Source organism: Aeromicrobium sp. CF3.5 (genome assembly GCF_051262695.1).
GTDB lineage: Bacteria > Actinomycetota > Actinomycetes > Propionibacteriales > Nocardioidaceae > Aeromicrobium.
On record NZ_JBIMEZ010000001.1, the window covers coordinates 445,527 to 467,614 of the forward strand.

Genomic DNA, 22,088 nt, shown 5'->3' on the forward strand with positions numbered 1-22,088 from the left:
TGTGGGGGTGAGCGATGACTGGATGATCCGCGACGGCGACGGCCCCGAGACGGTCGAGCGCAAGATGGGCTCCCGCGAGATCGCCCGCTTGGACCGCGCGGCTCGTCGTCACGAGTTCGGCCGGCCCGACATCACCGAGCTCGAGATCGGCAACACGACGCACCGCGTCGCCGAGGTCGAGCCGATGGATGTCGACGGTGTGCGGACCATGACGGTGGGAACCATCCTGTGGGGTGTCGTGGCCGTGGCCATGCTGCCGTTCCTGGGCAGTCTCGAGGAGCAGGGCCGCACGTGGTGGCTGTGGACCGCACTCGCCGGTCTCGGACTGGGACTCATCGGGATCGAGTACTGCCGGCGGCGGCGCAACGCGTTGCACCTGCAGCCCGGGCGTCGCTCCAGCTCCTAGTCGCGCTTGTCGACCGTGGTGGGCAGGGGCACCTCACGAATCAGCAGCGCCGCGATCAGGCTGAACACCGCGACGCACGCGCCGACCACGAAGATGGTTCCGGTCGCGTCGCCGTAGGCCGACCGGACGATCTCGGCCACCTCCGGCGGCAGGTTCTTGACGTCCAGCAGGGCTCCCCCGCCGGTGCCATCGCCCTGCACGCCGATGGCGGCGAGCTTGCTGGTGACGTCGCTCTTGACCTGCGCGGCGAGGATCGCGCCGAGCACCGACACGCCGACGGCGCCGCCGAGGGACCGGAAGAAGGCGACCGAGGCGCTGGCCGAGCCGACCTGCGTGACGTCCACGGTGTTCTGCACCGCGAGCACGTAGTTCTGCAGGAGCATGCCCATGCCGAGACCGACGAACGCGATGAACACCATGGCGTGCCACTCGGGCGTGGTGTGGTCGAGCGTTCCCAGCAGACCCATGCCGATGATCAGCGAGATCGAGCCCATGACGAGGAACCGCTTCCAGCGACCGAACCGCGTGATCAGCTGCCCCGACATGATGGTGCCGACCAGGGACCCGATCATCAGCGGAATGGTCAGCAGTCCGGCCTCGGTCGGGGTGCGGCCGCCCGCGACCTGGAAGTACTGCCCGATGAACACCGATCCACCGAACATCGCGATGCCCACCGAGATGCTGCCGATGATGGCCAGCGCTGTGGTCCGCTCGCGGATCACCGTGATCGAGACCAGCGGCTCGGGGTGGGTCAGCTCGACCCGCACGGCCAGCACGGCGGCCAGCGCGGTACCACCGAGAAAGGCTGCGGTCTCCCACGACAGCCAGCCGAAGGAGTTGCCGGCGAAGGTGACCCACAGCAGCGGCAGGCTCGCCGCCACGGCGATCAGGACGGCGCCGAAGTAGTCGAAGTTGACCTTGCGGCGCACCGTGGCCAGGTGCAGGTACTTCTGCAGCACGAACAGGCTGATGACGGCCAACGGGACGCACACGAAGAAGGTCCAGCGCCATCCGAGCCCGGGGGTGTCGACGATGACGCCGCCGAGCAACGGGCCGCTGACCGTCGCGACCGCCATGGTGGCGCCCATGTAGCCGCTGTAGCGGCCGCGCTCACGCGGCGGGATGACCGAGCCGATGATCGACTGGGCGTTGGCGGTGAGGCCGCCCATCGCCAGACCCTGCACGACGCGCATCGCGATCAGCTGCGGCACCGACTGGGAGAATCCCGCGGCCATCGAGGCGACCACGAACATGACGATCGAGATCTGCACCAGGACCTTCTTGTTGACCAGGTCTGAGAGCTTGCCCCACACGGGGGTCGAGACCGTCATCGCCAGCAGCGATGAGGTGATGACCCAGGTGTACTGGGTCTGCGATCCCTGCAGGTCGGCGATGATGGTCGGCAGCGCGTTCGACACGATGGTCGAGCTCAAGATGGCGGTGAACAGCGCTGCGAGCAGGCCGAACAGGATCTCGAGGATCTCTCGGTGCGTCAGCTCGGCTTGGGGCTGAACAGCCACATCCTCGGTTTGTTGCATAGTGCAACCATATGACGCAGCCCTCCAGATGTCACCCGAAAAACCGGGTGAATCGGGTCACTCCTCGGCGTCGACCGCCGGTGGCGTGAGATCCACAGCATCGCGGGTCATCGTGTCGTGCACGTGCGATGGCAGCGCCGGAGCCGACGCGGAGCGCTTCAGGCGTGCCTCGGAGTGAGCGCCACAGCCGTGCTCGAACGAGACCACCTGGCCGTCCGCATTCGCCATGCCGTTGGCGCAGACACCGAAGCGGTCCGAGAGCGGACCGGCGAGGCTCACCAGGAACCCGCAGCCACCGCAGGTGCCCTTGGACTCCTTGGCCATGGCCGTGTCGGGGCCCTGCGCGCCGTCGTGCCAGCGATCGGCCGCCATCTCGCGGCCCTCCAGCGACAGGACGTGCTCGCGTCCGAGGCCGACCTCGCGAGCGAAGAACCGGTCGGGCGTCTGCTCCTCGCCGTCGCCGGCGCTCCAGGCAGGCACGAGTCGCAGATCGTCGTCCTCGGGCGGGAGCACATCTCCGGGGCTGAGATCGCCCGGGCGGATGCGGTCCTTGTACGGCGTCCACTCCGGCGCCGTGACGGCGCTGTCGCCGGGCAGCAGCACGACGTCGTTGACCGTGACGTCCTCGCCGTCGGGGGCTCGCGACACGCTGATCGACCAGTACCAGCCCACGTAGCCGGCACGGGAGCACGCGAAGTGGTGCGACACGAGTCGTTCAGCGTCCGCGACGACGGCGATGTGCTCGCCCACAGGTTCGGGAGCAGCGGCCGAGGTGGCAGCGGCACGCGCCACGTCGACGGCTTCGGCCAGGCGAGCGTCAGGTGCTGGGGTCGGCATGGACATTCTCCCAGTGTCCCCCATGTCCACAGCCCCGACCGTTCAGGGGTGAGGCAGGATGGGGGCATGCACGAGGAGGATCTGGACGGCACGCACCGCCCCGGTCACTCACCTTCCGGATCGCCTGTCGCTCGCCTCGGACGCATGTCCGCCGGCGTGGGACGCGCCATGGGGCGAGGGGTCGGCCGCGGAGGCACTGCCGCATTCTCCGGAGCGCGACGATTCACCCACTCCGGTGGCGCCGGGGAGAGCGGCCTGGCCCGCCTCCTGGAGCTGCACGCCTTCAACACCGCCGGCGACGCTGCCGTGGCCATCTCCCTGGCCGGCACGCTGTTCTTCACCGTCCCCACCGACGAGGCCAGCGGCCAGGTGGCCCTGTTCCTGGTGCTCACCATGCTGCCGTTCGCGGTGGTCGCGCCCCTGATCGGACCCTTCCTCGACCGGTTCCGGCGAGGGCGGCGATGGGCCATCGGGGCGACGCTGGCAGCACGCGCGTTCTGCTGCTGGGTCCTGGCCGGCGCCGTGTCGGGCGACCAGACCTCACCGACCTTCTTCGTCGCCGCGTTGGGTTGTCTCGTCGCCTCCAAGGCGTACGGCGTGACCCGAGCCGCAGCCGTCCCGCGCATCCTGCCGTCGGACTTCACGCTGGTGAAGGCCAACTCGAGGATCTCCCTGACCGGTACCGCGGCCGCGGCCATCTCCGCACCACTGGCCGGGCTCGCCGCCCTCATCGGTGCGCCGTGGTCCCTGCGCTACGCCGCGCTGCTGTTCACGGTCGGCACCGTGCTCGCGATCCTGCTGCCCGCCCGCGTCGACTCCAGCGAGGGCGAGGAGCACGTCGACCTGGCGGACCTCGCCGATCCGACGCGCGATGAGACCCGGCGCCCGGGCATCGTGATCACCCACGCCGTCGTCAACGGTCTGCGCAGCAACGCCGGACTACGCCTGCTGTCCGGCTTCCTCACCATCTTCTTGGCGTTCCGCCTGCGCGAACCACCTGACTCCGTGGGCTGGAGTGCCGACCCCACCCTCCTGCTCGGCCTGGTGATCGGTGGCGCCGGTGTCGGCAACATCCTCGGCGTCCTGCTCGGCAACGGCCTGAAGTCCCGGCTGCCCGAACGGGTCGTGATCGCGGTGCTCGTGCTCGACGTCGCCGCCATGACCGTCATCGGTGTCGCGTTCACCTGGTGGACGGCCGTCATCCTGGGCCTGACGGTGGGCCTGTGCCAGTCGCTGGGCAAGCTGAGCCTCGACGCCCTGATCCAGCGCGACGTGCTCGAGAACGTGCGAACCTCGATGTTCGCGCGCTCCGAGACCCTCTTGCAGCTGTCGTGGGTGACCGGTGGCCTGATCGGCATCGGGCTGTTCACCGTCGGCGCCAGCCCCCGACTCGGCCTGCTGGCCGTGGCGGCGATCCTGATCGGCTGGCTGGCCTTCGTGCTCAGCCGCGCCTCCGAGGCACCTGAGCCCCGCGTCGACCGTCGCTAGATCTCCAGCTCGGTCGCGACGGCGCGCAGCACCGAGGCCACCTGCTTGCCCTGCGCACGGTCGGGGTGGCGACCGTGACGGTAGCCCTCACCGATGTCGTCGAGCATGCGGATCAGGTCCTCGACGATGACGGCGAGCGCCTCGGGGTCCTTGCGTCGGGCCTGCGCCTGCGAACGGGTCACCGAGGTGACGGGGTCCAGCAACCGCACCTGCAGGGCCTGGTCGCCGCGCCGGCCCGACACGATGCCGAACTCGACCCGGGTTCCGGCCTTCAGGGACGTTGTTCCTTCGGGCAGGGCGTCGGAGCGGACGTGGACGTCCTCGCCGCCCTCGCGGCTGAGGAAGCCGAAGCCCTTCTCTGCGTCGTACCACTTCACCTTGCCCGTGGGCATGTCGTCACCTTTGCGTCTCTGGAACAGGATCCTGCTCCCCCACTGTAGTGGGCTGGGGTGCGGACTCTGGTGGTTCAGGGTCAAGGTGCTGATCGCGAAAGGTCACGACGACCTTCTCGAAACCCTTGTGCCGCTGCGACTTGGCGTAGGCGGCATAGGCACGCTGATCGGCCTCGGTCAGCACGACGTTGTCGGTGAACGGCGTGAGCAGAGCCCGCGGGTAGAGCTTGCGACGCCGCACCACGTTGACCTCGAGGCCGAACATCACCATGATCGCGGCCACGTAGATGAACACCAGCAACCCGAGCACCAGGGCGAAGGTCTGGTTGACGGAGTTGGCCTTGACGATGACTTCGCTGACGTAGGTGTTGCCGACCAGCTGCAGGCCCTGCCACAGCACGCCGGTGACGATGGCGCCGGGCAGCACCGCGCGCGTCTTGGCTCGCCCCAGGCTGATCAGCCGGAACATCGCGGCGAAGATCGCGACCGTGAGCAGGAAACCGACCACTCGGGAGAGCACGCCGAACGCCGGCGCCAGGTCCCTGCCGAGCGCATCGGGATTGGCCAGCACCGAGGTCGCGATCGCCAGCGCCAGGATCCCGATCGCACCGATCGACAAGAAGATGAGGCTTCGAAAGCGCAGCAGAAAGGGGTTGGCCCGACTGTTGCGCGGCACCGACCACGCGATGTTGGCCGCATTCTGCACCGCCTGCCCCAGGCCCATGGCGCCGTACAACGCCGTGACCGAACCCACCACGATCGCTGTCGTCGAGCCTTCCAGCCCCTCGGGACGGCCCAGCTGGTCGCCGATGATCGGGAACTGGCTCAGGGCCGAGTTGAGCAAGGTGTCGCGAAGACCGTCGTTGCCCTGCAGCACGAATCCCAGGATCGACGTGCTGAGCAGCAGGATCGGGAAGATCGCGATGAAGGCGTAGTAGGTGATGATGGCCGCCAGGTAGGCGCCCTGGTCGTCGAAGTACTTGTAGATGACAGCGAGAGGAAATCCGATGACCGGGTGGCGGCGCTGAAAGGCGTCGAGCGGCCCGACCGTGGCAGTCACTCGCCAAGCCTGCCACAGCCGGCGACACCTGTGGACGAAGGTACATCGGCGGGGCGCACCCGACCGAGACTGAATCCATGGAGACGACCCTGCGACTCACCGATCTGTTCGCCGCCTGGCGGCAGGGCTGGCGCGTGCTGCTGGCCGGCTCGGCCGCCGGTGCGCTCGTGGGAATCGCCGCGTGGCTGGTGATCCCTGCCCCCTACGAGGCCGTGACCGTCGTGCAGGTCGAGTCAGCCGAACCGCAGCAGCTCGACATGGCGGCCGAGGAGGCCATCGCCAGCTCCCGACGGGTCACCGCAGAGGCGCTCGACGCACTCGCCGACCCCCACCTGACGATCACGGCGCTGGAGTCGGCCGGTTCTGCCCAGGCGGTGCGCGAGTCCGGCGTCCTGCACGTCACGTTCGGGTCGAGATCGCCGCTCGCCGCCGCTCGCGGCGCCGATGCCCTGGCGCAGGCGTACCTCGCCGCTCGCGCGGTCGACGCGAGTCGCCGCGACGTCGCAGTTCCTGCCGCCCATGTCGTCGACCCGGCTCGGGTTCCCCTGTCGCGCAGTGGGCCGGGACGACTCGCCTGGTGGCTCGGTGGCACCACGCTCGGTGCCCTGGTCGCCGCGGCGATCGTGACTAGTCGAAGTCGGGCAGCTCGCGCTTCATGACCTTGCCCGTCGGGTTGCGCGGCAGCTCGTCGATGAACTTCACGCGTCCGGGAACGGCGTACCGGGCCACGTGCTCCTTGGCGTAGGACACCACCTCGTCCTCGCCGAGGTCCTGGCCGGGCTTCGTGACCACGTAGGCAGCGAGCACCTGCCCCCACCTGGCGTCATCGATCCCCACCACCACCACGTCGGCGATGGATCGATGATCGATCAGCGCGTCCTCGAGCTCTCGTGGGAACACGTTCTCGCCGCCGGAGATGATCATGTCGTCATCGCGTCCGGACACGAACAGCCGACCGTCAGCATCGAAGTGCCCCAGATCGCCGGTGCTCATCAGTCCGTCCGCGAAGTCCTTGGTGTTGCCGTCGGTGTAGCCGCCGAACGGCATGTCGTTGCCGACGTGGATCACTCCCGTCTCCCCCTGCGACAGCTCGGAGCCGTCGGTACCGAGGATCTTGACGGTGGTGCGGTGCGGGGTCCGACCGGCTGTTCCCGGCGCCTCGCGCAGGTCGCGCGGACTGGCGATCGTGACCCAGCCGGTCTCGGTCGCCCCGTAGAAGTTGTAGACCGAGTCGGTGAAGGTGTTCATGAAGTGGTTGGCCAGATCGCCGGCGAGTGCCGACCCGCTGCTGGCCGTGATCTTCAACGACGACACATCGGTGCGCTCGACCACGGCAGGGTCGACGTCGACGAGGCGCTGCATCATCAGCGGCACCACCACCAGCACCTCGGCGCGCTGGTCCTGGATGTCGCGCAGCACCTGCGCCGGATCGAACTTGCGACGCAGCACGTAGGTCGGGCAGGTCGAGAGTCCGAATCCGAAGTTGATCAGACCCCAGGAGTGGAACAGCGGCGCGGCCAGCACGACGGTGGAGTTGCCCGAGTACGGGATGGCACCGAAGTAGGTGACCAGCGGCTTGAGGTCCTGCGGCTCCTCGCGACGCGCCCCCTTGGGCAGTCCGGTGGTGCCCGACGTGAAGATGACCACCGATCCGGACTTCTCGGGCTTGGGGTGGTGGGCCGTCGGGCGGCCCACGATGGCCTCGGCGACGCTGGAGATGGAGGAGTCACCGTCGGACCAGGTCAGCATGAGGTCGTCCTGGGGCAGGTCCTGGGCGACGGGCACGAACTCCTCGTCGAGCATCACCAGCGACGCGGACTCCCGCCTGGCCAGCTCGGTCAGCTGCGAGGAGCTGGCCATCGTGTTCAGCAGCAGCACGCGCGCACCTCGCTGCATGATCGCGACCATCGCCATGATGATGTAGCGGTGATTGCGCGCCAGGAGCGCCACCGAGTCACCGGCGTCGACACCGCGGTCCTTCAGGGCGTCGGTGAGCTGGTTGATCTGCTGGGACATCTCGCGCCAGGTCAAGGACCCCGCGTCGTCGATCACGGCGGTCTGGTGCGGGTACCGCGCCGCGCAGGCCATCACTCCCGACGGGAACCCCGGGCCCCACGTGGCGAGCTTGATCCCGGCTCCGATCAACCGGTGCGGCAGCGCCGGCTTGATCAGCCCGATCTGCCGAAAGACCTTCAGGGTGTAGGCCAGATCCGTCATCAGTCCTCCGGGTTGATCAGAACGTGTGCCCCGAATGTAACAGCGCGTTACCCCGAGCCTAGTGGGCGCCGTCACGCCGCGCCACGGCACCGATCGTGCGCAGGAGGATGGACAGGTCGAGGCGCAGGCTCTGGTGGTTGACGTACTCCAGGTCGATGCGGACCGCCTCCTCCCACGTCAGGGACGAGCGACCGCTCACCTGCCACAGGCCCGTGAGGCCGGGAAGGACGTGCAGTCGTCGCCAGGTCCACGGATCGTAGGAGGCGGTCTCGGACGGCAGCGCCGGTCGCGGACCGACCAGCGACATGTCGCCCTTGACGACGTTGATCAGCTGCAGCAGCTCATCGAGCGATGTGCTGCGCAGGAAGCGACCCAGTCGGGTGATCCGTGGGTCGTCGGCCATCTTGAACATCGGCCCGGCGCCCTCGTCGACATCCAGCAGGTCGACCAGCTGGGACTCCGCCCCGGTCACCATGCTGCGGAACTTGTACATCGTGAACGGTCGGCCGTCCCGGCCGGTTCGCACCTGCGCGAACACCGCCCGACCCGGCGAGTCCATCCGGATGGCCATACCGATCACCAGCAACAGCGGGAGCAGAACCACCAGTCCGACGGCCGCGCCGCATCGATCCAGCGCAGACTTCGCGAGCCTGGACGCGTGGTGGTCACCCGGAACGCGCAGCGCCAGAGCGACCCGGTCCCCCACCCGCCGGGGCCGCAGCGACTCGGCGTGATCGTTCATGTCCGGCACGACCAGACACTCCACCTGGGCTCGCTGCATCGTCCAGGCCAGATGACGCAGTGCCGGCGAGGAGAGCGCGGGCCCGGCAGCCACCACGACGGAGGCGGCCCGATGCCGCACGACCGAGGCCAGGACGTCCGTCACGATGTCCGAGCGGTACTCGTTCAGGTCCATCGACGCGGTCCAGCCGTAGGTGTCGACCACCCGCACGTCGCGGTGGCCCGCCCACCGCATCGCAAGCCGTTCGACCTCTCGCGCCGGACCCACCAGGACCGTCGGGGTGCCGCGCAGGGCGATCCGGTGCGCCGTGGTCGACAGCCCCGCCGTGACGACCACTCCGGCCAGCACCATGGCCGCTCGGTGCACCAGGGTCTCCTGCGACACCCCGGCGATGATGGTCGCGACGGCGACTGCTCCCAGCACCGCCGACAGACGCAGGACGGGCACGAATGAGGTGGCCCGTTCATAGGCGGGCAGCGCCAAGTGGCTGAACACCAGCCACACCGCCACGATCAGCACCAGCGCTGAGGACTGAGCGGCCGACAGCCCGACCACACCGGCCAGGACGCCCGCGACGACCAGCACCAGCGCGACACCGAGGATGCCCTGCCGCACGACCGGGATGCGCGACCGCGCCACCGCAGGGGCGGGCGATGACACGTGCAGGGTGGGGTCGAGTCCGAGAATGGCCATGACCGGTGCTCAGATCCCTCGGCCCGATGTCGTGGCGGCCCGGGCGATGACGGTCGGCGACACCAGATGGACGGAGACGGCCAGGGCGAGCCACGCCCGCAGGTTGCGTCGGCGGCCAGACAGGGCGCGCCTGGCCCAGGAACGGGCCTCCTTGCGTTGCCCGGAGGCCGCCAGGGCGAACGCGATCTGCGACTGGATGCGAGAGCGGGCTCGCGCGTTCCCCTCGAACTCGGGGTGCTGGGCCAGCAGATAGGTCAGGGCAGCGGCGTAGGTGGCCCACTGCCCGTAGAAGTAGGACTGTCCGGTCCAGCGGACGGCGATCAGCGGTTCGTTGACCACACGGATCGAGCCGACGCGCGCGGTTCGCAGCAGGACGTCGTAGTCCTCGCCATAGCTGCCGGGTAGCGCTTCGTCGATCAGACCGACGTCGTCGACGAGCGCATCACGGCGGAAGACGAAGCTGCTGGAGTGCAGGGCGGCGATCCGGTCGGCGACGAGGTCCTCGTGGTGGACGTCCTCACGGGGAGCCAGGCGCACGTGCGACGACCGTCCGCCCCGCACCACCCGCATGCCCGAGCACACGAGAACCAGCTCGGGATCGGCCTCGAAGAGGGCCATCTGGGCGGTCAGCTTGGGCGGCAGCCACGCGTCGTCGTCGTCGAGGAAGGCGACGTGCCGATGGGCCGCCGCGAGGATCCCGGTGTTGCGGGCGCCGGCAAGGCCCTGAGTGCGGTCGTTGGCGATGCCACGCATCGAGCGCCTGGACGGAACATCGATGTCGGGCATCTGGACCGGGCACCCGTCGAACACGATGAGCACCTCGACGTCGCCGGCGTAGTCCTGCGCCAGGACGCTCTGCACGGCCAGGCGCATCATCTCGGGTCGGCGGTGGGTGGGGACCACGACCGACACCGGCGCGACCACGGTCACCGGTCGTCGCTCTCGGCGAGGTACTCGCGCAGCATCGTGCTGGAGGTGTGGCGCGTGTAGGGGAAGTAGACGACGTCGACACCGAGCTCTCCCATGGACCGCTCGAGCCGGTACCCCTTCGGCGTGCCCTGCCAGTCATTGCCCTTGAAGATGGCATCGAAGCGGCGTTGCTGCCAGGCCAGGGACTTGTCCTCCGAACGGTCGATCACGACCTCGTCGACGATCCCCAGAGCGGCGATGATCTCGAAGCGTTCGTCGCACGGCACGACGGAGGGACGGTCCTTGAGCTGATCGGTGTACTCGTCGCTGGCGACACCGACCACGAGGTGGTGGCAGTAGTTGCGTGCGCGGCGCAGCAGGTTGAGATGACCGACGTGGAACATGTCGAAGACACCACTGGTGTATCCGACCTCGTACATCGGTCGCGATGGGCTCACTGCCGGACCTTCCGTTGGACACTCTCACCGGTGCAGAGTGCTCGACGGCGACCTCGTGACGCAGAACCCCGAACTTTTGAGGCCCGGACCTCTAACCGACGTCGCGGTTGACGTGCAACAGATCGCGGTACACGTCGACGCACCGAGCGCAGCTCTCGAGGTGCGTCGAGACCCGCGTGGCCTCCCGTGCCGCAGCCGTGCCGCGCACGTACGAGGCGAGGCGCGCGCGCACCGGCGCACACGCGTCGGTGCCCTGGCCGGAGTTCACGTGCTGGGCCAGGTACGCCTCGCGCAGACCGGACCGCGCCCGGTACACCAGCGCCGAGACGCTGTTGGCCGACAGGTCCATCAGGGGGCCGAGCTCCTGGGGCTTGCGCCCCTCGACGTCGAGGTGCCACAGGACGGTGCGCCACCGGTCCGGGAGCGACTCGTAGGCGGCCCGGACGGCGGTCGTCTCGAACGCGTCGAGCTGGCCGTTGCCGAACGGGACCGCCTGGTCGATCGTCGACTCGTCGTCGGTGGGCATGACGCGCTTGCGCGCCTTGGCCCGCCGACCGGACTCATGGCGAATGGTGGTGAACAGATAGGCCCGGAACGCGCGGTCGGGGCCCTTGCCGCGACGGACCAGATCCAGAACCTGGGCGAAGGCCTCCGCGACCACGTCGTCGGAGTCCTCGGCCTGGCCGAGGTGCCGGGCCAACCGTCGACCCGCATACGAGTAGCGGTTGAACAGCTCGGCGTAGGCGTCCTGGCTGCCCTCGCGCGCCAGCACGATCAGCTGTGCGTCATCGCACTCGTCGAGGCCGGGCTGGTCGAAGAAGTCCGCCGCGACGGATGACGTGTCGTCGACGAGCGCCGGAGCGCTCGCCTGTTCATGCTCGCTCGTGCTATTCATGTTTGCCCCTGGATCCGGTAACCCGCTGTTACAGGCACCGGTGCCACCATGACACAGCCACCGCAGACCGTCCAGCGGTTCACCCACAGTGTGCCCCGGGTCACGGCACGAACGATTCGCGTCATAGGTCGACGGCACAGTCCTCTCCTCGTGTGCACCCCGAGCCGAGTCGTCGATTGGATCATCTGCATGCCCGCATCGCTTCCGCCAGCGCAGCTGACCGACGTGGCCGCGAAGCTCGGCCGCCACTGGCCGATCGCCGCGGTCACGGCGATCCTGGGACTCATCCTGGGCGTCGTCGGTGCGATCGTCATCCCCGCGACGTATGCGGCTCAGTCGACGGTGTCGGTCAACCCGATGAACTCCGACCCGCTCCTGTCCACCGACTCCAACCAGACCGTGAGCATGGCCACGGAGCAACAGCTCGCGCGCTCACGCAACGTCGTCGAGGCTGCGGCGATCCGGCTGGCGCCGCGTTACTCCTTCACGGGCCAGGAGATCCAGGACGCGCTCGTGGTGAGCTCGCCTGATCAGTCCTTGGTGCTCAACATCGAGTTCACCGGCGCCACTCCCCAGGAGGCCGCGGCAGGAGCCGATGCCGTCGGCGAGGCGTACCTGGCCGAGCGACGGGTCGATGCCTCCGCCGAGCTCGACCGGCTCGCCGCGTCCGCCTCGAGTCGATTGACCGAGCTGCAGGCCGGCGCCGTCGACGACGCCTCGGGCATCGAGGAGCGTTCGATCCAGATCCAGGTGGACGCCCTCGCCAATCAGCTCGCGCAGCTCAGCAACGTCGACCTCAACCCCGGGCAGATCGTCGGTGCTGCGGAGGATCCCACGACTCGTGCGACGCCCGGGCCCATCATGCTTGGAATCGCGGGTGCGGTCCTCGGCCTGCTGATCGGCATCCCCATCGCGTTGTCCCGCAAGGAGGACACCACGACGATCGGCGGCATCGAGGCCATGACCACGATCGGCGATCACCCGGTCCTCGACGGCACGAAGGACACGAACCGGGCCGACACCTGGGACATCGCGGCCCTCATGCTCCAGGTTCCCCACGACCTTCGATCCGAGAGCTTCGTCATCATGCTCGACGCCGACGATGACCCCCTCTCCATCGTGGAGCCGGGCCGAGAGCTCGTGGACGCCCTGGCCCGTCGTGGCCGGGCCGCGCAGTTCGTCGATGCCGGCGCCATCAACGAGGGCAAGATCAGTCGGGGTTGGCCCACGGTCACCACCCGAAAGTCCTGGGTCGGAAGCATCGTCGTGCTCGACACCACGGCGCTGACCTCAGACGCCCACAAGGTGGCTCTCGCCACGCGTTCGGACTCCATCGTCCTGTCCCGCAACACGACCGACGACGCCGCTGCACTGCGCCGCCTGACCGGCCTCCTCCGGTCCAAGAACGCTGCTGTCGACCTGGCGGCGTTGTTCCCACCACGCTCCGGCACGCTCCTGTTCACTCGCTGAGCCGAGTCAGCCCCAACCGGTCACGCAGCACCGCACTCATGACGAGATAGCCCGCGGCCGCCACGGCCGTGGTGCACAGGAGCACCGTCAGCGAGGATCCGAACCACGCTCGCCCCACCAGGCAAGCGCCGCCGACCCCCACCATCGACACCGCAGCCGCGACCAGGGGGTAGGTGCCGATGGGGCGCACCCCCATGAGCCCCTGGACCTGCCACACCACCACCGCGGTGTCGACGACGATCGTGACGGCCCAGGCCACGGCAGCACCCTCGATGCCCCACGCCGGCACCAGCGCCACGGTGAGCACCACGTTGAGCACGAGCGCACCCGCCTTGTCCGCCAGCTGCCACCGACTGCGGCCCCCCATCAGCACGATGGTCTGGACCGTGCCGGCTGCTGTGGCCACGGCCATGGCAGCAACCAGGATCCGCAACGAGGTGGCACCTGCGTCGAACCCCGGCCCGAACAGGTCGAGCACCGCCTCGGCGAACACGGCGACGACCACGTAGAACGGCCATGCCACCCAGATCATCGCGGCCGTGACGAGACCGTACAGCTGGCGCGCCCGCAGGACGTCGTTGCGGGCGAGAGCAGCGCTGATCTGCGGGCCGACCGCGATCCGGGCCGCCTGCTGCACGACCTCGCCGGCCCGAGCGGCTCGCGTGACCACGGCGTAGACACCGGCCGCCTCGGCCGAGGCCAACGCGGCGACGATCAGGACGTCGATCCACTCCAAGGCGATCTCGATCGCCGCCGCAACCCCGCGCGAGGCGCTGAAGGCCCAGAACGCTCGCACGTCGGCCGGCTCGCGGCCCAGGCCCGCGGTCCGGTACCGCAGCGCGCGACGAGCAGCGAGACCGGCGAGCACCGCGACGACGACCGTCGGAAGCATCCAGGCCACGACCACGTCGGTGGCCGAGGCACCGATCAGACCCACCACGAGGGCCACCGCCGTCAGACGCAGCAGCGGCAACGTCACGTTCTGCAGCAGCGGGTAGGTGACCGGGTCGCCGAGACCTCGGGTCAGCGACAGCGCACTCGCCACCCCAGACGACGCGACCGCGATGGCGGCACCACCGGTCAGCTGCCAGCCCGAGAAGTCGGTCGGGTTGACGCCGCTGGCGGCTCCGACGGCGACCAGGCCGACGAACACCGCACCCACGACGAGGACAGGACGCACTGCACCAACGACCAGAGCCCGCACGGTCGCGGTACGACCCGTGGCCACGGCGGCCGACACGAACCGCACGAGCCCGGTGTCCGCGCCGAGCTCCAGGACGTTGGAGGCGATCAGGAAGACCGCGACGGCCACGAAGTAGGTGCCCGCGCCCTCCGTACCCAACGTGCGTCCGACGAGCGCCGCGAGCAGCAGGCCGACCGCCGATCCGCACGCGCCGCCGAGCAGGTTGACGACGCCGGCTCTCGCGACCGCCTCAGACACGCGCGAGCTCGTAGCGGCGGCGCAGCAGCACGGCCGCGACCAGCATGATCGACAACAGCTGCATGATGTCCAGGCCGTAGACGACGATGGCCACGCTCGCGGCGATCAGCGTGCTGTGCAGCACCAGGTCGATGTCGCCGGGTGCGCGCCAGGTGCGCACCGTGGTGCCCCACAGGAACAGCAGGAACAAGATCAGGCCCACGAAGCCGTAGCTGAACATCAGCGTCCACACGAAACCCTGGGTGCCGGCCGAGATGTCCGTCTGCGACGAGGGCCGCGGAGCCCCGTAACCCAGCAGGGGCGACTCGAGGGTGCGTCGGATCGTCTCCTCGTAGAGCGTGAACCGTGTGCCGGTCGAGTCGCCGTACTCCTGACGCACCGCGATGCGCTCGAGCAACCCGCTCGCCACGAGGGCCGCAGCGCCGGCCAGCCCGAGCGCACCGAGGGTCAGCACCGGGACCGCCCGATCGCGCAGGGCCAACCTGATCACGACGTAGACGCCGGACAGGGCGAGCGCACCGAACATGCCGCGGTTGCCCGTGGCCACCGCGGGCGGCAGCATCGCCGCGAACGCCAGGACGAGCACGGCCCGCACCCCGAGCCGACGCGACTGCAGGAACGCGGCCACGGCGGCCGGCGACAGCACGACGATCGCCACCCCCCAGCTGTTGGCGTAGGGAAAGGGGGCAGCGGGACGGTAGAACGTCTCGGGAGAACCGTAGGGCGTCTGGATCTCCGCCAGGGACGGGAAGAACAGGTCGTTCACGTAGCTGTTCGACGTCAGGTTGGTCGGTAGGAGCATCCCCATCGGGGTGGTCAGCCGCGTCTCGGGAAAGATCATCGCAGCCACCCCGCAGACGATGGTGAAGAACCACAGGAATGCCAGCGCATTGATCACCCTGCGACGTGTCAGGTGCGCACCGGCTCGCAGTGTGTAGACGAACGCCGTGACGACGAACACCAGGATCGTGGTGCGGTAGAAATACCCGAGCAGTCGATCGCTCGCATCGATCATCACGACGCAGGCCAGCACCCACACCATGAACCCGACCAGCGGACCCAGTCCCGGCACGAGGGGCAGGCGGCCCGCCACGATCAGGTACGACACCATCACGATGGTCAGCAGACCCGCCACGAACACGGTCAGCCCGGTGGCCCACCACAGGGGAAATCCGACGATCATCACCAGGACCGGCCAGGCCGGCACCTCGACGGTCATGAGGCCGTCAGCTCGCGGTAGCGACGCACGACGGTCGCAGCGAGCAGCACGGCGTTCGCCAGGGCGAACGCTCCGTAGACCGCGAGGAAGACCGGAGTCCACGGCCAGAGCAGGATCACGACGTTGTTCAACCCGGTGTCGGCCGGGGCCTGGATCCAGGTACCCAGACGCGGCACCGAGGCCGGGGCGCCCATCGGGTCGCGACGAGCCAGCTGCTCGGCGAGGATCTGCGCGAAGAAGCGCACGCTGGCCACGACGGCGAATCCGATCGGGATCAGCAGCGCCACCTCGGGCAGGTCCGTGAAGCGCAGCAACCCCGCGCCCACCGCCAGGTGGAACAGCAGATGTCGTGCGGCGTCGACCACGTGATCCAACCACTCGCCGGCCGGTGAACCCGTGCCCCGCAGGCGCGACAGCTGTCCGTCGGCCGAGTCGAGGGCGAATCCGAGCTGGAGGAGCAGCATCGCGACGATCGCCATCACGACCCCGGGGGTGGCCACGACCAGCAGGCCGGCACCGGCGAGGAACGCCAGGAAGCTGGCGCCGGTGACCTGGTTGGGGGTCACGGCCGTGGGCGAGGCGGCCGCCGCGATGGCTCGACCCAGCCGCCGGTTGACCACGCGCATGTACCAGGGCACGCCGGCGCCGCTCTTCTGCGCGCCGGCGAGCTGGGCCCACGCCTGCGTCCGGCCCGACCTCGTCACGACGTCCCGATCAGCGACAGGTCCATGCTCGTGTTGGCGGTGGACCGGTAGTTCGAGTGGACCTCGACCGCGATCGTGTTGGTCCCGGCCTTCAGCAGGGTCGCAGGAAGGTCCAGGACGACGGGATCACCGACTGCCTGCGCCGTGCTCACCGCGCTGGTCGCGTAGGAGTTCGCGGTGATCGTTCCGGTGGGCATCCGCACCCGACTGACCTCGGTGCCGTTGACGTAGACCACCACCCCGTCATCGGCTCTCGTGGTGAGGGTCAGGGCACTGAAGTCGCCCGGATCGGCGACCGTGAAGGTGCGCCGGAAGTACGACGCCAACCCCCGCTGCTCGCCGGTCGGCACGTCGATGTCGGTGGTGATCGGACCGGTACCGAAGCCCAACGGGGCCGCTCCTGAACGCCAGCCATCGGTGCCGCTCGCCGACGTCTTCCAGGTGGTGGGAGCCGCGGTGTCCCTGCTGAACAGGTACGACCACGCCGACCCCTGCGCGACCAGAGCCGTCCGGCCGGCCACTGCGTCGGGGACGTTGCTGCCCTCCGTCGCCTCGACGGTCGCGTCCATGCTCGAGTCGGGCGTGGCCCGGTACATCGAGTGCACCGAGATCGCGACGGTGTTGACTCCTTGGCGCAACGCTGACAGCGGCACCTCGAAGGTCACCGGCTCTGCCGCCGCACGGGACGTGCGCGGCGCGGTCTTGGCGTAGCTCGACGCCGACAGCGTGCCGTCGTCCAGGTTGGATCGGCCGACCTCGATCCCGTTGACGTAGGCAGCGACGGCGTCATCGGCGCGCGTGGTCACGGTGACCGTGCCGACGCTCTGCCCCGGCGCGATGTCGAAGGTCGAGCGGTAGTACGACACGACGGCGCGACGTTCTCCCGCCGGCACGTCGATGTCGGTGGCCACGTCGCTCGAGCCGAAGCCGAGCGGAGCCGCGCCCGACTTCCAGCCGGTCGGCACGAAGCTGGGGCGCTGCCAGGTCGACGGCACGGCAACGCTGTCGTCGAACAGGTACGACCACGTCGCTCCGGAGCCGAGCAGGATCTCGGTCTCGGCCTGCGCGGTCGCAGAGAACACGCTGGTGCTCGGCGAGCGGTTGCCGGAGCCATCGCTCGCGCGCACGAACCACCGATCGGAGGCGGCCGATCCCGGCAGCACCACCGAGGTGTCCGTGGTGGTGGCCACGACGCGATCGCCGCGCAGCACCTCGTACGACACACCGGGCGTGCTCGCCTTCGTCCACGAGATCGTCGCCGTGGTGTCGGTCAACGTTGCTGTCGCCTGCGCCGGCTGGCTGGGCGCCGTGTGGGGGCGCGGCTCGAAGCGAGTGAATCCGCCGACCCACTGGTTGGCGCCGCTGGTGGAGATGCTGCTGGTCAACGAGCCGCCAGCCCACACCGCACCGTTCGACGCGACCTTGATGGCCCACACCCCCATGCCACCGCGGGCTCGGAACTTGGGGCTGAAGTCCGCCGCGTAGTTGCCCGTCCCCGCGTCGTAGGCACCCAGGAAGTTCATCCGATCCGCCTGGGACCAGACCGGGTTCGGATTTCCGGGGTTGGAGCCCTCCCACGTGGTGGTGTCGGAGTAGTTGAAGTGCTCGGAGTGGTTGCCCTGGAACACCAGTCCGTTGCCGGCCTCGATGGCCTGGACGTCTCCGCCCGAGCGGGTGATGTGGGCCTTCTTCAGGGCGAAGGTGCTGCGGTCGTAGCCGAACAGGTTGTGCTGCGCACCGCCGAGCCACACGCGCGACCCGACCTCCTTGACCGCCTGCTGGTAGCGCGACGAACCGGTGGTGCTGACGGTGGGCGTCCAGGTCGGCGTGATGCGGGGGGCGCCGCCGGCCGTGCCGAAGGCGGCTCCCCGCAGCGCCTCCACGCCGCGGGCCTGGGTGAAGTAGCCCGAGAAGTACACCCGCGAGACGTCGCTGCTGACGTCGAGGCCGGTCACGGTGCCGTTGAACTCCGGATTCCACACGGTGTCGGGTGCACGCGTCGAGATCTTGATGCGCCCGGCGCCCTTGGCGTAGACCTGCTTGCTGCCGTGCTGGAAGTGCGTCATCGAGCCACCGACATAGAGGTAGTCCCCGCCCACGTCGAGGGCCCGAACCGAGACCTTGAGGCCCGACAGGTTGTTCACCAGTGATGCCGTCCACGCGGTGTCGACCGCACCGGTGGCGCCGTTGAGCACCACGAGGCCCTGACGCTTCGACGTCCCGACCGTGGTGAACTCACCACCGACGGCGAGCTTGCCGCCTGGCAGCGCGACCAGCGCCTTGACCTGGTTGTTCAGGGCCGGCGGCCTGAACGAGCTCAGGTAGTCGCCGGTGGTCGCGTCGAATGCGGCCAGGTACGGGCGGCTGATCTTGTCCGAGCCAGTCGCAGTCGCCCCCTTCTGCACGGTCGTGAAGTTGCCCCCGACGTACATGACGTTGCCGATCTGGGCGAAGGCCTGCACCTCGGTGGCGTTCTCACCGGTGCCTGCGGCCCCGGTGCCGCTCACGCCCCAGCGTGTGGGGGCTGACCCGTTCTGCGGGATCGGAGCAGCGACCTGGGCGGGGGTACCGGCATCGGGGATCGCGGCGTAGGTCAGGTCCGATGTCTGCAGCCTGGGACGGATGAACATCTGCGTGAACGGCGTCGCGTGGGTTCCTCCCGTGGCCTTGGAGTACAGGTACGTGTTCGGGTCGGTGCTGCCCTTGACCGCTGACCCGTAGTTGAAGCCTCGGACGTAGCCGTTGGTCGCGGAGTCGAACGTCCAGATGCGTCGAGCTCCGTTGTCGATCGCGATGTCGCGCGTCGTGGTCCCCGAGAACGAGACACCACCGACGGAGCCGGAGGCCGCGAATCCGGCCGCCAAGGCCCAGGACCACCGATCGCGCTTGGTGAGCTTGAGGCGCGACTCCTGCCACTGGGTCCCGGTGGCGTTGGCCGCACGACGCAGACGGACTCCGTCCGTCATCGAGTCGAACCGGCGGCCCCCGACCAGCGCATCGATGACATGAGCATCGAGCTGGCGGGGAGCGAAGGCGGCCCGGCCGGTGACGGCGCCGGACACGTCCTCGGGGGTGCCCACCCCGTTGTGGATCTCCTGCCAACCCTCTCGCCCGCGGGCGATCAGCACCCAGCCACCGCCATCGGTGGTCATGTCGCAGTAGAACTTCTGGGGCGCGACCAGCTGGGGGGTCTGCAACCAGTACGTGCCGTCCGAGGACGAGGGGTTGTTCTGCTTGATCTCCCAGCACGAAGCGGCTGCGGCGTCCTGGGTGCGACCCGTCACCGGCGGCGCGGCGCCAGCCCCGGGCGCCACCAGCAGCGACAGCGGCACGGCGACGAGACTCGCGAGCAGCAGCGGACGAAGTCGAATCATGAGCGGATCCTCTGTCTCCAGGAGTCGCGGCCGTCGGACCGCGCACCTGGAAGAGTCCCCCATCACCTCGTCATGACGAGATTCGTGTCCACAACCTCAGGCGTCGCGGCGCAGGAACCGCGCGGCGCCGGCCACCAGGACCAGCACCACGAACACCGTCAACGTGATCCCTCCGCCCAGCACACCGAACGGCGTGGCCCCGACGATGGAGCCCGCCTCGGGGAGGCTGAACCGGGTGTACATCTGTCCGCCGGCGTCGTAGGGCAGGTACTTGAGCAACGTCGGGAGGCCGCCGGGCGCCGACGGATCGTCGGAGAACAACCGGATCACCACGACGACGTAGCGCAGTACCGACTCGGCGACGGTGGGGAGCAGCAGCAGCAGGACCAGTCCTGCAGTCTGGTTGCGGGCCAGGGCGGTCAGCCCCATGCCCGAGAGGGTGAACAGCATGGTGAAGATCGTGACGCCGAGACCGAGGCTGCCCACCGCACCGACCGACGGCGTGGGCAGACCGAACAGGGCGGTGATCGCGACGGCGGGCAGCACGCTGACCGCGGAGACGACTCCCACCGTGACGGTGACGACCACGGCCTTGGCCGCAAGGACGTGCTCGCGGCGTGGAATGGCGGTGAGCGTCGCGCGGATCATGCCGTGGCGGTACTCGTGGCCCAGCGAGAACACCCCGATGAGGCCCAGCAGGTAGGCCACCAGCAGGGGAGGCACCCCCGTCGAGGCTCCGGTCGTGGCCACGATGGCGTAGACCTCGTCACCGCTGAGACGGTCCTGGCCGGTGCTGATGCCCCACGCGATCAGCGACCCCAGCCCCACGACGAGGGCGAGCGTGAGCCCGATCAGCCAGAAGGTCGACCGGATCGACCGCAGCCGGAACACCTCGTAGCGCAGCGCGTCGATCATGCGGTGTGCTCCTGCGGCGGCGCCTGGAACTCCTGGGCCAGACCGGTCGCCTCGAGGAAGGCCTCCTCGAGCGTGGCGCGCACCGTGGTGAGCTCGTGCACCCGGAGCCCGGCCTGATGGGCGGCATCGCCGACCTGCTCGGCACTCAGGGCCGCGACGGTCAGGGTCGAGCCTTCTTTCGACACCGCCGCGCCGGCGGCCTCGAGTCGCGGTGCGAGCGCGGCCGCATCGGGGGTGACCACCCGCACGCGTCCGAGCTCGCTGCCGTTGATGAAGTCGTCCACGGCGCCATTGGCCAGCAGCCGGCCACGCCCCACCACCACCAGGCGGTCGGCGAGCACCGCCATCTCCTGCAGCAGGTGGCTGGACACGAACACCGAACGGCCTTGTCCGGCCAGGTGCTGCAGCAGCTCGCGCAACCACGAGATGCCCTGAGGATCCAGGCCGTTGCCGGGTTCGTCGAGGATCAGGGTGTGCGGATCACCGAGGAGTGCTGCCGCGAGGCCCAGACGCTGCCCCATGCCGAGGCTGAACTTCTTGGGCATGTCGCCGGCGACGCTGGACAGTCCGACCATCTCCAGGACCTCATCGACCCGTCTGGTCGTCACGCCGTTGGCGGCGGCCAGCATGCGCAGATGGTTGCGGGCCGTGCGGGTGGGGTGGAACGGTTTGGCCTCCAGCAGGGCGCCGATGTGCCGCATGGGGCGCTCGATGTCGCGGAACTGACGACCGTCGAAGGTGGTGCGTCCGTCGCCGGTGTCCAGGCCCAGCATGAGACGCATCGTGGTGGACTTGCCCGAGCCGTTGGGCCCCAGGAACCCGGTCACGGATCCGGGGCGGACCTCGAACGACAGGTCGTCGACGGCGCGCTTGGCCCCGAAGGACTTGCCCAGGCCCACCGCCTCGATCACCGCCATGGCCCCACTGTGCCACTGGTCATGGCCCGGCGTCCGGTCGGTCGACCAGGGCGGCCAGACGTGGCGGCGCCTGCACGCAGTACGAGTCGACGACGAGCTCGGCGACCTCGTTCCAGTCGGTGGAGTCGTCGAGCAGCAGGCCGACGACATTGCTCCCCCACGGGGTGCGGAAGTAGGGATCGCCCTGCAGCTCGAAGGCCATGACCTCGGCGAGCTCGGCGCGCACCACGAGACGGAACCGCTGGTCCTCACCCCCGAAGAGATGAGCGACGGTCGCGTTCCCGACCCGCCAGCGCACCCCGGTCCAGGCGGGCTCACGGCGGCACTCAGCACACGTGTCGAGCGCGGCATGGATGCGCTCGATCCAGGCTGCGGGAAGGTCTGGACGGGTCGCCACGCCAGCACTCTGCCAG

The 22,088-nt window shown here is 69.2% G+C and carries 20 protein-coding genes; 4 read left to right on the plus strand and 16 right to left on the minus strand.

From position 1 onward, the window contains the following. The first annotated feature begins 7 nt into the window (after window positions 1-7). Window positions 8-406, plus strand: coding sequence for a DUF2530 domain-containing protein (locus ACHAA3_RS02260; protein WP_435707308.1), 399 nt, complete (start codon window positions 8-10; stop codon window positions 404-406). Here the strand turns inward: ACHAA3_RS02260 and ACHAA3_RS02265 are convergent. Together ACHAA3_RS02265 and ACHAA3_RS02270 are read right to left on the minus strand one after the other, a co-directional pair. Then, entirely contained in the window at window positions 403-1,944 is a 1,542-nt protein-coding gene (locus tag ACHAA3_RS02265) for an MDR family MFS transporter (RefSeq protein WP_435707309.1), read from the minus strand. The genes ACHAA3_RS02260 and ACHAA3_RS02265 overlap by 4 nt on opposite strands. Window positions 1,945-2,001: 57 nt before the next feature. Next, window positions 2,002-2,787: a DUF3027 domain-containing protein gene (locus ACHAA3_RS02270; RefSeq protein WP_435707310.1), complete on the minus strand. Its 786-nt coding sequence runs from the start codon at window positions 2,785-2,787 to the stop codon at window positions 2,002-2,004. 60 nt (window positions 2,788-2,847) lie between these two features. Here ACHAA3_RS02270 and ACHAA3_RS02275 point away from each other — a divergent pair, with 60 nt between their 5' ends. Further along, complete coding sequence (locus ACHAA3_RS02275; RefSeq protein WP_435707311.1) at window positions 2,848-4,269, plus strand: MFS transporter; 1,422 nt, start codon at window positions 2,848-2,850, stop codon at window positions 4,267-4,269. Here ACHAA3_RS02275 and ACHAA3_RS02280 read toward each other — a convergent pair. Together ACHAA3_RS02280 and ACHAA3_RS02285 are read right to left on the minus strand one after the other, a co-directional pair. Beyond that, window positions 4,266-4,661 carry a cold-shock protein gene (locus ACHAA3_RS02280; RefSeq protein ID WP_435707312.1) on the minus strand — a complete coding sequence of 132 codons (396 nt, stop codon included), beginning with the start codon at window positions 4,659-4,661 and terminating at the stop codon, window positions 4,266-4,268. The genes ACHAA3_RS02275 and ACHAA3_RS02280 overlap by 4 nt on opposite strands. A 4-nt stretch (window positions 4,662-4,665) precedes the next feature. Then, window positions 4,666-5,721, minus strand: coding sequence for a YihY/virulence factor BrkB family protein (locus ACHAA3_RS02285; RefSeq protein ID WP_435707313.1), 1,056 nt, complete (start codon window positions 5,719-5,721; stop codon window positions 4,666-4,668). A 77-nt stretch (window positions 5,722-5,798) separates the two neighbouring features. On the opposite strand from ACHAA3_RS02285, the gene ACHAA3_RS02290 reads away from it, so the two are divergent. Beyond that, window positions 5,799-6,380, plus strand: coding sequence for a hypothetical protein (locus ACHAA3_RS02290; protein WP_435707314.1), 582 nt, complete (start codon window positions 5,799-5,801; stop codon window positions 6,378-6,380). Here ACHAA3_RS02290 and ACHAA3_RS02295 read toward each other — a convergent pair. The 5 genes from ACHAA3_RS02295 to ACHAA3_RS02315 all read right to left on the minus strand — a co-directional run bounded on the left by ACHAA3_RS02295 (window position 6,349) and on the right by ACHAA3_RS02315 (window position 11,635). After that, complete coding sequence (locus ACHAA3_RS02295) at window positions 6,349-7,938, minus strand: AMP-binding protein (RefSeq protein WP_435707315.1); 1,590 nt, start codon at window positions 7,936-7,938, stop codon at window positions 6,349-6,351. The two genes, ACHAA3_RS02290 and ACHAA3_RS02295, sit on opposite strands and share 32 nt — an antisense overlap. A 58-nt stretch (window positions 7,939-7,996) precedes the next feature. Then, window positions 7,997-9,373, minus strand: coding sequence for an exopolysaccharide biosynthesis polyprenyl glycosylphosphotransferase (locus tag ACHAA3_RS02300; protein ID WP_435707316.1), 1,377 nt, complete (start codon window positions 9,371-9,373; stop codon window positions 7,997-7,999). A gap of 9 nt (window positions 9,374-9,382) precedes the next feature. Continuing rightward, window positions 9,383-10,303, minus strand: coding sequence for a glycosyltransferase family 2 protein (locus ACHAA3_RS02305; RefSeq protein ID WP_435707317.1), 921 nt, complete (start codon window positions 10,301-10,303; stop codon window positions 9,383-9,385). Beyond that, window positions 10,300-10,740, minus strand: a complete 441-nt coding sequence (locus tag ACHAA3_RS02310) for an adenylyltransferase/cytidyltransferase family protein (RefSeq protein WP_435707318.1) — start codon at window positions 10,738-10,740, stop codon at window positions 10,300-10,302. The genes ACHAA3_RS02305 and ACHAA3_RS02310 overlap by 4 nt, the downstream gene beginning before the upstream one ends. Before the next feature lie 91 nt (window positions 10,741-10,831). Further along, window positions 10,832-11,635 carry a sigma-70 family RNA polymerase sigma factor gene (locus tag ACHAA3_RS02315; RefSeq protein WP_435707319.1) on the minus strand — a complete coding sequence of 268 codons (804 nt, stop codon included), beginning with the start codon at window positions 11,633-11,635 and terminating at the stop codon, window positions 10,832-10,834. A 189-nt stretch (window positions 11,636-11,824) separates the two neighbouring features. On the opposite strand from ACHAA3_RS02315, the gene ACHAA3_RS02320 reads away from it, so the two are divergent. Beyond that, complete coding sequence (locus tag ACHAA3_RS02320; RefSeq protein WP_435707320.1) at window positions 11,825-13,105, plus strand: hypothetical protein; 1,281 nt, start codon at window positions 11,825-11,827, stop codon at window positions 13,103-13,105. On the opposite strand, the gene ACHAA3_RS02325 is transcribed toward ACHAA3_RS02320, so the two are convergent. The 7 genes from ACHAA3_RS02325 to ACHAA3_RS02355 all read right to left on the minus strand — a co-directional run bounded on the left by ACHAA3_RS02325 (window position 13,095) and on the right by ACHAA3_RS02355 (window position 22,072). Further along, the gene (locus tag ACHAA3_RS02325) at window positions 13,095-14,546 is read right to left on the minus strand and encodes an oligosaccharide flippase family protein (RefSeq protein ID WP_435707321.1); all 1,452 of its coding nucleotides are present in this window, start codon (window positions 14,544-14,546) and stop codon (window positions 13,095-13,097) included. The genes ACHAA3_RS02320 and ACHAA3_RS02325 overlap by 11 nt on opposite strands. Next, window positions 14,539-15,765, minus strand: coding sequence for an O-antigen ligase family protein (locus ACHAA3_RS02330; RefSeq protein WP_435707322.1), 1,227 nt, complete (start codon window positions 15,763-15,765; stop codon window positions 14,539-14,541). The genes ACHAA3_RS02325 and ACHAA3_RS02330 overlap by 8 nt, the downstream gene beginning before the upstream one ends. Continuing rightward, a complete protein-coding gene (locus ACHAA3_RS02335) occupies window positions 15,762-16,469 on the minus strand; it encodes a CDP-alcohol phosphatidyltransferase family protein (RefSeq protein WP_435707323.1) in 708 nt (235 codons plus the stop codon). The genes ACHAA3_RS02330 and ACHAA3_RS02335 overlap by 4 nt, the downstream gene beginning before the upstream one ends. Next, entirely contained in the window at window positions 16,466-19,843 is a 3,378-nt protein-coding gene (locus ACHAA3_RS02340) for a fibrinogen-like YCDxxxxGGGW domain-containing protein (protein WP_435707324.1), read from the minus strand. Before ACHAA3_RS02340 ends, ACHAA3_RS02335 begins: the two co-directional genes overlap by 4 nt. Window positions 19,844-19,939: 96 nt before the next feature. Beyond that, complete coding sequence (locus ACHAA3_RS02345) at window positions 19,940-20,758, minus strand: ABC transporter permease (RefSeq protein ID WP_435707325.1); 819 nt, start codon at window positions 20,756-20,758, stop codon at window positions 19,940-19,942. Then, window positions 20,755-21,675 carry an ATP-binding cassette domain-containing protein gene (locus tag ACHAA3_RS02350; protein ID WP_435707326.1) on the minus strand — a complete coding sequence of 307 codons (921 nt, stop codon included), beginning with the start codon at window positions 21,673-21,675 and terminating at the stop codon, window positions 20,755-20,757. The genes ACHAA3_RS02345 and ACHAA3_RS02350 overlap by 4 nt, the downstream gene beginning before the upstream one ends. A 19-nt stretch (window positions 21,676-21,694) precedes the next feature. Beyond that, window positions 21,695-22,072 (minus strand): MmcQ/YjbR family DNA-binding protein, encoded by a 378-nt coding sequence (locus ACHAA3_RS02355; RefSeq protein WP_435707327.1) that lies wholly within the window; start codon window positions 22,070-22,072, stop codon window positions 21,695-21,697. Window positions 22,073-22,088: the final 16 nt, after the last annotated feature.